The organism is Mesorhizobium sp. M0189, from assembly GCF_040322135.1.
Taxonomy (GTDB): domain Bacteria; phylum Pseudomonadota; class Alphaproteobacteria; order Rhizobiales; family Rhizobiaceae; genus Mesorhizobium.
In genome coordinates this window covers 179433-193406 of record NZ_JAMYSW010000008.1, presented here as the reverse complement: position 1 = coordinate 193406, position 13974 = coordinate 179433, and the positions used below count along the sequence as shown (strand labels likewise).

Annotated in this window: 14 protein-coding genes; 3 read left to right on the top strand and 11 right to left on the bottom strand. The window is 62.3% G+C overall.

Going from position 1 to position 13974, the window contains the following annotated elements; genetic code table 11:
• Positions 1-3: 3 nt before the first annotated feature.
• The 8 genes from NKJ09_RS17195 to NKJ09_RS17160 all read right to left on the bottom strand — a co-directional run bounded on the left by NKJ09_RS17195 (position 4) and on the right by NKJ09_RS17160 (position 9546).
• Positions 4-576 (bottom strand): TRAP transporter small permease, encoded by a 573-nt coding sequence (locus NKJ09_RS17195; protein WP_023717040.1) that lies wholly within the window; start codon positions 574-576, stop codon positions 4-6.
• Between the two features lie 143 nt (positions 577-719).
• Positions 720-1694, bottom strand: a complete 975-nt coding sequence (locus NKJ09_RS17190) for a sialic acid TRAP transporter substrate-binding protein SiaP (protein ID WP_023717039.1) — start codon at positions 1692-1694, stop codon at positions 720-722.
• Positions 1695-1745: 51 nt separating this feature from the next.
• A complete protein-coding gene (locus NKJ09_RS17185; protein ID WP_031193403.1) occupies positions 1746-2465 on the bottom strand; it encodes a FadR/GntR family transcriptional regulator in 720 nt (239 codons plus the stop codon).
• A 148-nt stretch (positions 2466-2613) separates the two neighbouring features.
• A complete protein-coding gene (locus NKJ09_RS17180; protein ID WP_023717038.1) occupies positions 2614-3576 on the bottom strand; it encodes a DMT family transporter in 963 nt (320 codons plus the stop codon).
• Positions 3577-3607: 31 nt separating this feature from the next.
• Positions 3608-6208 carry a TRAP transporter permease gene (locus tag NKJ09_RS17175; RefSeq protein ID WP_352494351.1) on the bottom strand — a complete coding sequence of 867 codons (2601 nt, stop codon included), beginning with the start codon at positions 6206-6208 and terminating at the stop codon, positions 3608-3610.
• 56 nt (positions 6209-6264) lie between these two features.
• Positions 6265-7218, bottom strand: coding sequence for a TAXI family TRAP transporter solute-binding subunit (locus tag NKJ09_RS17170; RefSeq protein WP_051409598.1), 954 nt, complete (start codon positions 7216-7218; stop codon positions 6265-6267).
• 94 nt (positions 7219-7312) lie between these two features.
• Positions 7313-8644, bottom strand: a complete 1332-nt coding sequence (locus tag NKJ09_RS17165; RefSeq protein WP_352483856.1) for an aspartate aminotransferase family protein — start codon at positions 8642-8644, stop codon at positions 7313-7315.
• Positions 8641-9546: a MurR/RpiR family transcriptional regulator gene (locus NKJ09_RS17160; protein ID WP_352483855.1), complete on the bottom strand. Its 906-nt coding sequence runs from the start codon at positions 9544-9546 to the stop codon at positions 8641-8643. Before NKJ09_RS17160 ends, NKJ09_RS17165 begins: the two co-directional genes overlap by 4 nt.
• A 96-nt stretch (positions 9547-9642) precedes the next feature.
• Between NKJ09_RS17160 and NKJ09_RS17155 the strand changes: the two genes are divergently transcribed.
• Together NKJ09_RS17155 and NKJ09_RS17150 are read left to right on the top strand one after the other, a co-directional pair.
• Complete coding sequence (locus tag NKJ09_RS17155) at positions 9643-10491, top strand: beta-keto acid cleavage family enzyme (protein ID WP_352483854.1); 849 nt, start codon at positions 9643-9645, stop codon at positions 10489-10491.
• A 167-nt stretch (positions 10492-10658) separates the two neighbouring features.
• Entirely contained in the window at positions 10659-11051 is a 393-nt protein-coding gene (locus NKJ09_RS17150) for a GFA family protein (RefSeq protein WP_023717032.1), read from the top strand.
• Positions 11052-11082: 31 nt separating this feature from the next.
• Here the strand turns inward: NKJ09_RS17150 and NKJ09_RS17145 are convergent, their stop codons facing one another.
• Positions 11083-12579 carry a winged helix-turn-helix domain-containing tetratricopeptide repeat protein gene (locus NKJ09_RS17145; RefSeq protein ID WP_352494399.1) on the bottom strand — a complete coding sequence of 499 codons (1497 nt, stop codon included), beginning with the start codon at positions 12577-12579 and terminating at the stop codon, positions 11083-11085.
• A gap of 148 nt (positions 12580-12727) precedes the next feature.
• On the opposite strand from NKJ09_RS17145, the gene NKJ09_RS17140 reads away from it, so the two are divergent.
• Complete coding sequence (locus NKJ09_RS17140; protein WP_023717030.1) at positions 12728-12970, top strand: DUF1127 domain-containing protein; 243 nt, start codon at positions 12728-12730, stop codon at positions 12968-12970.
• 159 nt (positions 12971-13129) lie between these two features.
• Here the strand turns inward: NKJ09_RS17140 and NKJ09_RS17135 are convergent, their stop codons facing one another.
• Positions 13130-13414: a DoxX family membrane protein gene (locus tag NKJ09_RS17135; RefSeq protein ID WP_352483853.1), complete on the bottom strand. Its 285-nt coding sequence runs from the start codon at positions 13412-13414 to the stop codon at positions 13130-13132.
• On the bottom strand, positions 13411-13773 hold the full coding sequence (locus NKJ09_RS17130; protein WP_031193399.1) for a VOC family protein: 363 nt from the start codon (positions 13771-13773) through the stop codon (positions 13411-13413). Before NKJ09_RS17130 ends, NKJ09_RS17135 begins: the two co-directional genes overlap by 4 nt.
• Between the last annotated feature and the right edge of the window lie 201 nt (positions 13774-13974).

The window sequence follows — 13974 nt, the reverse complement described above, 5'->3', positions numbered from 1 at the left end:
CGCTCAGACCCCCGCCGTCTCGAACGCCCCGGGACGCTCGAGCACCGAATAGCCGCGCCTGTAATTGCCGATGAAGACCTGGATCGAGCGCAGAAGCATCAGCACGAAGCCAGCCAAGACGGCGTAGAAGAACCAGCGCCGCGGCAGGTTGACTGTGACCATGCGCTCATGCGCCACGATCGTGACGTAGCGCCACATCAGCCATGTTCCGTAGGCGAAGAATGCAATGCGGATAATATCGACGGCGAGCGCCAGCCAGCGGCCAACGCGCTCCGGCAGATAGTGGTAAAGCACATCGACATGGATATGGCGCGAAAGGCGCACGCACATGGCGGCGCCGAGAAAAACGACGACGACGAGCGCGTTGATGGCGATCTCCTCGGTCCAGGCAAGGCTGTTGTTCAGCGCATAGCGGGTGAAGAACTGCAGGAAGACACAGACGACCATGCCCCAGAACACGGCAAGCGTGATCCAGTCCTCGATACCGTGGTCCGACAGGTCGACGTGTACCGGCACCTCCTCGAAGGCGTGGGCGATCTCTTCGACGGTGATCTCGGTGTGGTGTTCCTCGGCCATTGGCGCGGGCTCCCGAAGCTGGTGGTCGTCAAGGATTGGAAAGGCCGTCCGGCACAATTTCAAGCCGGACGGATGGGCAGGTTAAAGCGGCGAATCCGATTGCCGCCCTATCCTCTTGATTGAGCATCCGATTTCCCGATGCCCTATTTGATGGCGCGGATCGCTTCCCAATCGGCCTTGTTGTAGCCGAATTCCTCGAAGGTGACCTTCTCCAGCACATTCTTCTCGAAGTCGGCACGGTCGACATCGGTTACGCTGATGCCGCGGTCCTTGAATACCTGCACCAGTTCCTTTTCGCGGGCGACGATCTTCGCCGTGGCGCGGGCGGCAGCCTCCTGCATCACCTCGGTGAAGATCTTCTTGTCCTCGTCGGAAAGCGAGGCCCAGCGCGACGCCGATATGATGGTGTTGAGATGATCGACGATATGGCCGGTGAGCACGATGTTCTTCTGCACCTCGTAAAATTTCTTCGCCTCGATGGTGGTCAGCGGGTTCTCCTGGGCCTCGACCGTGCCGTTCTGCAGGGCGAGATAGACCTCGGCGAAGGCAATCGGCGCGGTGTTGGCGCCGCAGGCACGCGGCATGGCTAGATAGGCGGGCACGTCGGGGACGCGCATCTTCAAGCCCTGCATGTCGGAGCACTTGGCGATCGGCCGGTTCGAGGTGGTCTGCCGCGTTCCATAATAGGTGGTGGCGGCGATGTGATTGCCGGTCTTGTCCTCGTAGCCCTTGGTCAGGGCCTTGTAGACGTCGCTCTTGGTGTATTTCAGCAGATGGTCGGCATCGCGGAAAGTGTATGGGAAATAGGTGACGCCGATCGGTGGATATTCGCGCGCTGCGAAGCTCGATCCGGAAATGATGATATCGACGGTGCCGAGCATCAGGCCCTGGTTGATGTCTGCTTCCTTGCCAAGCTGCGAGGCCGGATAGACGTCGATGGCGTAGCGGCCCTGGGTGCGCTTCTTGATCTCGTCGGCCGCCCACACGGATTCGGTGTGGAAGGGCTCCGTCGTCTCGTAGACATGTGCCCATTTCAGGACCGTTTCCGCCGAGGCCGACGCCATGGGTATGGCAATTGCGGCGATCGCACCGAGCAGAACTGCGTATTTTCTCAGCATCTAATTCCTCCCTGGTTGGATTTGACGGCCGGATCTCCCCCCGGCCAACTGCTATTCCGCAACCTCCTTGGCTGCGGCTCTCTCATCGAAATTGCGTGAGAATCTGATTTGCGACTGGCGCAGATGCTGCTGCATGGCGGCCTTGGCCCGCTCGGGGTCGCGCGCGGCAATCGCATCGCGCACGGCACGATGCTCCTTTGCCGCTATCTGCCAGGAATCGTTGGTCTCGAAATAGATCGACAGGCGTTCGAAGTACGGGTTCATGCGCTGGTCGAAGAGCTCGCCGATGAAGCGCACCAGCACCGCGTTCTCGAGAATGCCGGCGACTGCAGTATGGAATTCCCGGTCGAGCGTAATGGTCATCTTGTTGGGGTGACGCATGGCCTCCATCCGGCGCAGCACGTCGTCGAGCCGTTCGATATCTGCAGGCCGGACGTGGAGAGCAGCTTCGGCGGCGATCGCGCCTTCGACGAATTCGCGCGCGCGCAACAGCTCGAACGGGCCTTCCTCGATTTCGGGTTCGGAGGCGGGGGCGCTCGGCGGATCGGTGACGTAGATGCCCGAGCCGACGCGGATGCGTATGCGGCCTTCGACCTCCAGCGCTATCAGCGCTTCACGGACCGTCGGGCGGGAAATTCCGAGCTGGTCGGCCAGATCCCGCTCGGTCGGCAGACGGTCGCCGACGGAAAACTCGCCGGCATCGATCAGTTGCCTGAGCTGATCGGCGACCTGTCGGTATAGCCGGCGTGGTTCAACGGCCTGGATCGGCATGCGTGTTTAGTTCCCTCCCCGGCTCGCCCCTGGTACATTGGTCTGACCCATTGACCGCAAGCTTAGACAGACCATGCAGAGAGTCAAGCTCGACAGAACCGCGGCCCGCGCACCGGAAGGCGGCGGCATTCGGCAGGCATTCCATGCGTCAGCGCCGTCCTCCGCGAATGACCAGGACGTTCCCGGCGGCGACGAGGACGAGCCCGATGATCGCGTAAGCGGTCCAGGCATAGCCTTCCAGCGCCGTGGAGATCAAAAGCGCAAAGACGGGAAATATGACGGTCGCATAGCCGGCGCGGGCGCCGCCAATGCGTCCGAGCAGCGTCAGGTAGGCGGCGAAAGCCATGACCGTCGATATGACGGCGAGGAAGACCAGCGAGCCGATATAAGAGGCGGTCGTCGCGAACACGAACGGCTCACCGAGCAGGAAGGCCAGGAACGCCGACCACAGAGTGCCGTAGAGCATGCCCCAGGCGCTGGTTGAAACGAGCGGCAGGCCGCGGCGCTGGTTTGCGACGGAGACGAGATTACCGGCGCAGAAGCTCAGCGTGCCACAGAGGCACAGCAGAAGGCCCACCAACGTCCTGCCTGAAAGCCCGTTCGCGGCAATTTCGGGAAAGAACATCAGCGCTATGCCGGCGAAGCCAATAACGCCGCCGGCGAGAATGCGCGGCGCCGGGCGCTCGCCGATGACCAAGGCACCGAGCAGCATGTTGATGACCGAGGCGAGCGAGAAGACGACCGAGAGCAATCCGCTGACGAGATAGCCGGCGCCGTAATAGAAAAACAGGAAGTTCGATGAGAAGATGAGGATGCCGAGCACAGCAAAGCGCAGATGATCGGTGATCGGAAAGCGGAGCCGCCCGCCGGAAAAACCGGCCCAGGCAAACATCAGCAGCGTGGCGATGGCGAAGCGCCAGACCAGATTGACCTCGTTCGATACGCCGCTGCCGACCTGAAGTTCGATCGCGAACCACGATGCGCTCCAGGCGATGACCGTCAGCGCGTAAAGCCCGTAGTCGACGGGTTCGAAGGGGCGGTCGCGCGTCGTCGTGCGCTTTTCCGCGGTAGCCGGCTCCGGGGCGCCGTTTGGTTCTCTTGTTACCGACATGCTGGCCAAGACTCTTCCGCTCATAAGGCGCTTATAGACCAACCGTCCGCCTTCGCCGCTTCTGACCCCAGACGACGAGACCGAGCAACAGCAGTGCCGGGATGGCGAACCAATAGCGCGACGGCCGTTCCGCAGGGACTAGCACCTGATTGATTTCGTCGCCCGGCTGCAGGCCGAATTTGGCCGCCTGGCTGCCCAGTCGCACCACGCCGACCGTCACGTTATCGCCAAGCGCACTGACGTCCAAGCCCGCGGCCTTCAGGCGTTCGGCCGATGAATTTCCAGGCCCGAGTTGTAGTCGCACCAGCTTCGATATCTCATCGCCGTTGAGGTTCAGTGTCGTCAGGCGCAAGCGAACTGCGCCCCCCTCGGCTGTCTCGTCGACGATACGGCCGAGTTCGGAGGCAGGCACTGCCCGATAGGGTTCGCTCACCTGATCGAGCAAGAGTCCCGGCCTGAACAAGATGAAACAGGCCAGCAGCAACGCAATCGTCTCGTACCAGCGGTTGCGCACGAGCATCCAATTCTGCGTCGCTGCTACAAACGAGACCATGGCCAGCGTCGACGTCACCACCATCGCGACGAAGTCGAACGGACCTTCGAGATCGATCATCAGCAGTCCGGTGTTGAAGATGAAGATGAACGGCAGCAGGCCGGTACGGATCTCGTATTTGAAACCCTGAATCCCGGTCTTCACCGGATCGGCGCCGGAAATTGCCGCAGCAGCATAAGCCGCCAGCCCCACTGGCGGCGTCACGTCTGCCATCAGCCCGAAATAGAAAACGAACATATGGACGGCGACCAGCGGCACGGCAAGATCGTTCTGCGCCGCCAAATCGACGATGACCGGCGCCATCAAGGTGGCGACGACGACATAGCTTGCAGTGGTCGGCATGCCCATGCCGAGAATGATGCAGATCACCGCGGTGAACAAGAGCATGACGATGAAGCTGCCGCCCGAGATGAATTCGACCAGCTCGGTCATCACCAGCCCGATGCCCGTGAGCAGAACCGTGCCGACGATGATGCCGGCCGTCGCAGTGGCAATGCCGACCGTCGTCATGTTCCGTGCAGCGGCGGACAGGCCACCGACCAGATCGTCGAAACCGCGAAGCCAATGCCGTGCCAGCGCACGGTCCTTGCGGAAAAAGGCGGTGAGCGGCCGTTGCGTCACGATCAGCGCCATCAGGGCGACAGCGCCCCAGAATGCCGACAGGCCGGGCGACAGCTCCTCCACCATCAGGCACCAGATCAGCAGGATCACCGGCAGCAGAAAATGCAGGCCGGTGCGCGCCGTCTCGCCGAAATGCGGAATCCTTACGATCTCGCCCTCCAGATCCTCCAGCGGCAGGTCGGGATAGCGCGCACGGTAGGCGACAAGGCCGATGTAGACGGCGATCAGCGCGGCACTGATCATCCAGGTCGCGGCCGCGCCGAAAACGATCTTCGTCCAGCCAATGCCGTAATAGACAAGCCCTGCGAGGACGATGAAGCCGCATATGCCCATCAGCCCACGCAGCGCACCCTGAAATGCGGAGTGCGTGCTGCGTGACGGCAGGCCCTTCATCCCCGTCTTCATCGCCTCGATATCGACGATGTAGAACAACGAGCCGTAGGTCAGCAGCGCTGGGTAGAAGGCGTGCTTGACCACCTCGGCATAGGAGATGCCGACATATTCGGCGATCAGGAACGCGGCGGCGCCCATCACCGGAGGCATCAGCTGACCATTGACGCCGGCCGCACATTCGATGGCGCCCGCCTTGACCGCAGAATATCCGACCCGGCGCATCAGCGGGATGGTGAAGGTTCCGGTGGTCACGACATTGGCGATCGACGACCCAGAAATCATGCCGGTCAGGCCGGAAGCGACGACGCCGGCCTTGGCCGGACCGCCGCGGTATTTGCCGAGCAGCGAGAAGGCAAGCTGGATGAAAAAGCCGCCGGCGCCGGCGCGCTCCAGCAATGTTCCGAACAGAACGAACATGAAGACGACATTGGTGGACACACCGAGGGCAACACCGAAGACCCCCTCCGACGTCAGCCACATCTGCGAGGCTGCGCGCGATAACGTCGCGCCCTTGTGGCCAAGCAGGCCAGGAAGGTGAGGCCCGGCGAAGATATAGATCAGCATGATCGCCGCGATGACGGTGATAGCAGGCCCGACGGCGCGACGCGCGGCCTCGAGCAGGATGAGGACGCCGGCGATCGAGACGACCAGGTCAGCCGTAGTCGGAAGACCCGGCCGATGGGCGATATCGCTGTAAAAAACCAACAGATAGAGGGCGGACGCCGCCCCGGCGATGCCTAGCACCCAGTCGGGCGGCGGCACCCGGCTGCGCGACGAGGTCTTGAAGGCCGGAAACGTCAGCATCGCCAGAAACAGGGCGAAGGCCAGATGAATGGAGCGGGCGATGCCGTCGCTGACAACTCCAAAATTGAGCATGAACGGAAGGGGCGAGGCATACCAGAGCTGGAACAGCGACCATGCCAGCGATACGCCGAGGATCAGCTTCGCGGTGCGGCCGGTCGGCTTGCGCCCACCGGTGTCGGCCTCGGCGACGATCTCGCTGAGCTTGTCAATGTCGATAACGGGTTGGTCAGGCGCTGCCGCCCGCTGGCTTTGATCTGTCATCGTTCCCCACAATTATTTGCGATGCGAGGTGCCCGTTGCGCCTCGCATCGGAGGCCTCAGAGCCAGCCCTTTTCCTTGTAGTAGCGCTCCGCGCCCGGATGTACCGGCGCCGACAGACCGGTCTTGATCATCTCCTTGGGATCGAGATTGGCGAAGGCCGGATGCAGTTTCTTGAAGTCGTCGAAATTTTCGAAGACCGACTTCACCAGTTCGTAGACCACCTCATCGGGCGTGCTGGCGTTCGCCACGACAGTGGCGCGGACGCCGAATGTCTTCACGTCGTCCGGATTGTTGGCGTACATGCCGCCCTTGATGGTGGCGACTGAAAAGTAGGGATGGGCTGCTAACAGCGCGTCCACTGCCGGACCGGTCAGTGGGATGAGTTTGGCGCCACAGGCCGTGGTCGGATCCTGGATCGCGGCGGAAGGATGACCGACGCCATAGAAGAAACCATCGATCTTGTTGTCGCACAGCGCGCTGCCCTGCTCGTCCGCCTTCAGCTCAGCGGCAAGCGAGAAATCGCCGAGCGTCCAGCCAATCTGCTTGAGCAATTCCTCCATCGACGAGCGGGTGCCTGATCCGGGATTGCCGACGTTGAAGCGTTTGCCTTTGAAGTCCTCGAATTTGGTGACGCGGGCGTCCGGCCGCGCCAGCACGGTAAACGGCTCGGGATGAACGGAGAACACGGCCCGCAGATCCTTGAACGGCTTGCCGTCGAAATTTCCAGTCCCTTCATAGGCCTGGTACTGGACGTCCGATTGGGTCAAGCCGAAATCGAGGTCGCCGGTCTGGATGGAGTTGACGTTGAAGACGGAACCGCCAGTCGACTCGGTCGAGCATCGGATGCCGGTTTTCTGCCGGTCCTTGTTCATCAGTCGGCAAATGGCGCCGCCCACAGCGTAGTAGACGCCGGTGACCCCGCCGGTGCCGACCGTGACGAAGCGCTGCTCGGCTCCGACGGATGGCAGCGCCAGCAGCATGCAGGCCGCCGCGCCGATCAGGGTTTTCATCGAACTATACATGGTTGCTACCTCTCTGGTGGTTGTCCCGGCCCGTCGCCGATGACGCGTTGGAATTGGGTTGAGACGATCCGCGTCGTGCGGGTCAGGCCGCTGAAGCGATCGCAGCGTCGATCGCCTCACCGAGCCGTTCGACTATCCGATCGATATCCTGTTTGGAGATGATGAAAGGCGGCGCCACAAGCACATGAACGCCGCGCACACCGTCAATCGTCCCGGCCATCGGGTAAATCATCAGGCCGCGGGCCATTGCTTCGCGCTTGATGCGGGCGTTGAGTTCAAGCCTCTGGTCGAACGGCTCCTTGGTGGCGCGATCAACCACCAGCTCGATTCCCCTAAACAGACCCCGCCCGCGAATGTTGCCGACGTGATGGTGGTTATCGAAGCGTTGGTGCAGGCGTTCGTCCAGCTGCGCGCCCATTGCGCTGACGTTGTCGAGCAGACGGTCACGTCGGATGACCTCCTGCACGGCAAGGCCGGCCGCGGCCGCCATTGGATGCCCCATATAGGTATGCCCATGCTGGAAGAAGCCCGAGCCTTGGGCAAAGGCGTCGAAGATATGCCTGCCAAGCAGCACCGCGCCAATCGGCTGGTAGCCGCCGCCGAGCCCCTTGGCGACGGTCAGCAGGTCGGGAGCGATGCCGTCCTGTTCGCACGCATGCAGCGTGCCGGTACGGCCCATGCCGCACATCACTTCGTCGAGGATGAGCAGCACGCCGTAGCGGTCGCAGATCGCGCGAATGTGCTTGAAATAATCGGCAACCGGCGGCACGGCGCCGAGTGTGGCACCCACCACCGGCTCGGCGACAAAGGCGATGACCTCGTCCGGGCCGAGTTCGAGGATCTTGTCTTCGAGCTGCTGGGCGGCGCGCGCCGCATAGGCTTCGTCGCTTTCGCCATGCTTTTGATAGCGATAGGCGTAACAGGGGTCGATGTGATGGGTCTCGATCAGCAACGGCCTGAATTGGGCGCGCCGCCATTCATTGCCGCCGGTGGCGAGAGCACCGAGCGTATTGCCGTGATAACTCTGCCGGCGTGCGATGAGATGGCGCCGTTGCGGTTCGCCTTTCTCGACAAAATATTGCCTGGCCATCTTGAGCGCGGCCTCGACCGCCTCCGAGCCGCCGCTGACCAGATAGACATGGTCCAACCCTTCCGGCGCGTCCTCGACCAGCCGATCTGCCAAGCGCTCCGCCACCTCGGTGGTGAAGAAGCTGGTGTGGGCGTAGGCGATACGGTCAAGCTGGGTGTGCAGTGCAGCGATCACGTCGGGATGACCGTGGCCGAGACAGGACACGGCGGCGCCGCCCGACGCGTCGATATAGGACTTGCCCTCGGCATCGAACAGTTCGATGCCTTGGCCGCGAACGGCGACCGGCAGCGTCGAGTGGATGGTTCGATGAAGAATGGGTGTCATCGACGGTCCCTCATGGGCATTTTCTTCGGCGGACGTTGGTTCAGATGGGTCTTGAGGGCGGCGCCCTGCTCATCGAAACGTCGCAGCGACTCAACGGCGCCCTCGCCTGCCTGCCCTGCGACAAGAGCGCCGAGGACCTCCGCAACGATGAAAGCTGGCGTCATGGTGTGGAAAAAGGACGGGCTGCCCGTCGGCACGATGACCAGGTGATCGGCAAGCAGCGCCAAGGGCGCTACCCCGCTGTCGGTGACCGCAACGATCGGTACGCCGCGGCCGGCAGCATACTCGACAAGCTCGATGGTGAAGCGCGTGTAGGGCAGGACGCTGGCGGCGATCAGCACGTCGTCCTTGGTCGCGTGGGCCAGAGCGTCGCCGTCGGTTCCGCCGATGCCGTGCAGCAGCACCGACTTCTCGCCGATCAGCGACAGGATGTAATGCAGATGCCAGGCCACTGCGTGGCTCGAGCGCAGGCCGAGGCAATAGACACGCCTTGCCGCACTCAGCGCCCTGGCCGTGCCGACCAGACGGTCGATCGACCTGCTTTCGGCGAGATGGGCAAGTTGGCTGGAAATTGAATCCAGAATATCGGCCGCCAGCGCGTGGTCGCCCTTGAGCTTTTGGCTGGCCACCTGGAGGCCCGCCTTGCCGGCAAAACCGATTTCGCCGTCCCGGATCGCGGCGGCGTAGATATCGCGTACGGTCTCGTAGCCATCAAGGCCGAGATGCTGGGCCAGCCGCGTCATCGTGGCCGGCTGCACTCCCGCGTGCCGGGCCTGCTCGCGCATGGACAACAACGCGACATCATACGGCTTATCAAGGACATAGCGCGCGGCGGACCGAAGCTGCGCCGACATGCCGTCGAAGGCACTGACGATCTGTCCAGCAAGCTCTCCCTGATCCATGGATATTGCTAGCTCGCCAGACCAGCGATTGCAACGTCTGTTTCAGTGTGGTCAAAGATTGATTCATATGAATCTTGTCACTCACAGAGCGTCTCCATGAAGCCGGCCCATGGTCTCGATCGCGTCGCCATAGCTGTCGCGCCGAACGGGGGACGTCGCAGCAAGGCCGACCATCCGGCGATTCCGCTGACAACAGCCGAACTTGCGCGGACGGCCGCGGAATGCGCCGATGCCGGTGCGGCTATGATCCACGTCCATGTCCGCGACAGAAGCGGCAATCATCTGCTCGACGCCGACGCCTACCGCCAGGCGATCGCCGCCATCCGCGGTGCCGCCGGCGACCGCTTGGTAGTTCAGATCACTTCCGAAGCACTCGGTATCTATTCGCCGGCCCAGCAGATGGCCGTCGTACAAGATGTGAAGCCGCAAGCTGTCTCCCTGGCGCTTCGCGAAATCGTTCCTGATGCCGGATCGGAGCTCGCATTCGCGCGCTTCATGGCCTGGCTGCGCACCGAGGGAGTAGCGCCGCAGATCATCCTCTATTCGCCCGAGGAGGCCGTCAGGCTTTCGGACATGCAGCAGCGCGGACTGATCCCCTGGGCAAGCACACCGGTTCTCTACGTGCTGGGCCGCTACACGCCGGGACAGACGTCCGTTCCTGCCGATCTCCTGCCATTCCTCGCGGCGAACACGCCGCGCTTCGACCATTGGAGCGTCTGCGCCTTCGGCCGCAACGAAGCGGCGTGCGTGATCGCCGCCGCGTTGCTTGGCGGCCATATCCGGGTCGGCTTCGAAAACAATCTCTTCCTTCCGGACGGCAGAATAGCTTCGTCCAACGCCGAACCGGTAGCGACGGTCGCACGCATACTCGCCGACTGCGGCGTCAAGATCGCCTCGGCCGCCGAGTTGGCGGCTCAATGGAACGCGCCGTTTCGTTCCATATGACAAACCAAAGCCTATTTTCGGCGGCAAGCTCGCGTAAGGCATAGAGAGGCGGCTGCAATGTCATCGCCACGGAAGAACGACGTGTCCCCGCCTACGGCGCGGCGATTGCAACAACAGTGCCGGTCGTTGTAACCATTCCGGCCGCTTGATTTTGGAGGAGACGCAGCATGGACCGATTCACCGGCGGGTGCCTGTGTGGCAACGTCCGAATTGTCGCGTCGGGGCGCCCATACCGGGTCGGCCTTTGCCACTGTCTCGACTGCCGCAAGCATCATGGCGCCCTTTTTCACGCTTCCGCGATATTTCCTGAGGATGCGGTGACGATCGACGGCGAAACACGCGACTATGCCGGGCGGTTTTTCTGTCCGCGCTGCGGCTCGACGATTTTCGGACGCACCGCCGACGAAATCGAAGTGAACCTGGGATCCCTGGATGCGCCTGACCAACTGATGCCGACCTACGAAAGCTGGATCATCCGTCGCGAGTCCTGGTTGCCGCCGTTTCCGCTCACCAGACGATACGAGCGCGATCGTGACGCCACGGGTCGCTTTGAGGAATAGGTCGCACGAACGGTGCGACGGCGCCGGCGCGTCACTCCGGAAGGCCGGCCTTGCGGAAGCCGTCAACGAAATGCTCAAGCGTCGCAGCGTCGCGGAATGGCTCAGTCGCGGCCCAGTGGCGGATTGTGAAATGCGGGTTGCCGACGAGGAACAGTTCGACCTCCGCACGCGCCTCGTCGAGCCGGCCGAGTTGGGCAAGGCTTGCCGCCAGGAAACGGCGTGAGCTTGTACGATAAGTCTCGTCCCTGCGCAGTGTCTCGACAGCAGCCTCGTATTCGCGGGCCTGCCCGAGTGTCAGATAATACCAACTTGCCGGAAACGGGTTCAGCCGGAAGGCCTTGCGGATGTGCTCAAGGCCCTCCTCGACCTGCCCCGCCAAGATCGCGATATCGGACAGTGCCGCCCAGGCATCGGCCTCGTTCGGGTCGAGCTCGATGGCCTTGGCGAATTCCGCATCCGCCTCGGCGAAGCTGCGCTCATAGGCAAGCAGGTAAGCCAAGACCCAGCGGCAGCCGGCATCGTTGGGATCGATCGCCACGGCTTTGCGCGCCAGCTCCAAAGCAACGCTACGGGACGTTTCGGTTGGTCCGCCGGAATGCACCCATCCCATCCAGTGGTTCATGGCAAGCCAGCGATAGGCCTCGGCATATTCCGGATCGACCGAAACCGCGCGGGTGAGCATCAGATGCGCTTCCCGCGCCGTCTGCGGCGAATCATCCATCAGCTTGCGCGCGCGCACACACAGATCGTAGGCCTCGAGATTTTTGGGCCGATTGCGCGGCGGTGGTGCGCGTAGCCGGCCGAGCAGCGCCTCGACGATCTTGCCGGTGACCTCGTCCTGAACGGCAAAAATATCTTCCAGGCTGCGATCGAAGCGTTCCGCCCATAGATGATCGCCACTCGCCGCGTCGACCAGTTGTGCATTGATGCGCACCTGCCCAGCGGCGCGTCTTGCGCTTCCCTCCAGCAGGTAGCGCACGCCAAGTTCCCCAGCGATCCCGCGCACGTCCATCGCCTTTCCTTTGTAGGCAAAGGCCGAGTTGCGTGCGATGACGAACAGGCCGGAGATCCTCGACAGGTCCGTGATCAGGTCTTCGGTCAACCCATCGGCGAAGGATTCCTGCTCGGGATCGTTGCTGACATTAACGAAGGGCAGCACGGCTATCGATGGTTTGCCGGGCAGTGGCAAAGGTTTTCGCTTCGCGCCGCCGAGCTGTTCGACGGCGCCCGTGAAGCGGTAGCCGATGCGCGGAACCGTGACGATCCATTCACCGCCGTCGGCGGCCGGACCAAGCAGCTTCCGCAGCAGCGCTATCTGGACGGTAAGGTTGCCCTCCTCGACGGCGGTGCCCGGCCACGCCGCGTCCATCAACTCAGCCTTGCTCAGGATTTCGCCGGACCGTCCGACGAGCGCCGCAAGCAGCTTTAGCCCGCGGTAGCCAACGGCAACGGGGACACCGTTCCGGAGGAGCGTTCCCGCGCCCGGATCAAGCGCGAACGGTCCAAAGGCAAAGCGCGATCCCTGCATACGGCGCATCTATAGCCCGTTTGGAAGTTTTGAGAACTATTTGGGAGAGCTTAATTACGGCGCTGTTCGTATCCTGCAGAATTCCTCCTCTTTCAGGTCGAGGGTCCTCCCAAATCGTATTGGACCTCAAACCATATGGAGGTTTGCCATGAACGATATTCCTACCTTTGCCTCGGGCCAGCATAAGGCAGCTCGGCTGGCGGAAGTGTCGCGTCGGCACCACAGCCTGGCGACGCTGCGAAACATTATCGCGGCCTGGCGCGAGCCGACACGCTTTCGCTGGGACCTCAAGCGATTGGCGGAGACCAATCCCCATCTGATCGACGATATCGGTCTGACGAGACGACAGGCCGAGGAAGAGATCGCCAAGCTGCCCTTCTGGCAGCGATAGGCGCTGCAAAGACACGGATCGCCAACGACCGGCGGCTGATGGCAGATGAAGACGAAGCCGCCGCCTCGAAACGATGATCACAGGCTAGTGGTCGCGGCGACAATCAACCCGCCCAAGACGGCAACATTGATGGTGAAGCCGGTACGAAGGGCTTCGCGTTCATAGCCGCTGTAGCGCCAGAAATTGAGCGCCATGAAAGACGCCGCGATGGTGAAGACGGCCAAAGCTGCGGCGGGAAAGGGTCCACCAAAGGCCCGTTGCGAGGCAAAAGCCGCCGCCGATCTCAAGCACCGATCCGGCCGCGAGAAGAGGCTTGGGAGCAGGAAAGCCCCGTTCGGCCAGGGACGCTGCAATCGCCCGGAATCTGAGGAAATGCTCGGCGCCTGCCCAGATAAAGACGCCGCCGAGCAAAACCACTCCGAGGTGGTGGAGGACCGCGATCATTCCTTGGTGCCGTCTTCGGTGTAAACCGCTAGCTCGTAACCGTCCGGGTCCGCAAAATGAAAGCGCCGGCCGCCGGGGAACCCATAAATCGGCCTGACGATCTTGCCTCCCGCTTGCTCGACACGCTTGACCGTTGCCGGCAAATCATCGGCATAGAGAATGACGAGCGGGCCTCCTCCGGACCTCGCTGGGCCAGCCGCAAAGCCGCCTGACAAGCGCCCGTCGTTGAACTCGCAATATTGCGGGCCGTAGTCAGTGAAGGTCCAGCCGAAGGCCTTTCCGTAGAAGTCGCGTGACCGCTGAATGTCTTTCACGTTGAATTCGACGTAGTCGATCCGTTGGTCGTTGTTGTTGCTCATGACGCATACCTCTCGTGTGATGTACGACGCCGAAAGATAAGCACGCATCTCGTTTGCCGGATTGAACAAAACGGCCATCGACGTATGAGCAGCAAACGGCGCTGCCGATGGCGATGCACGTGACATCACCCCTCATCTGCCCTCTTCGTTCCGGCCGGAAGAAAACAACCGATTCTTGCAACCGTTCTCGATTGGCAGACG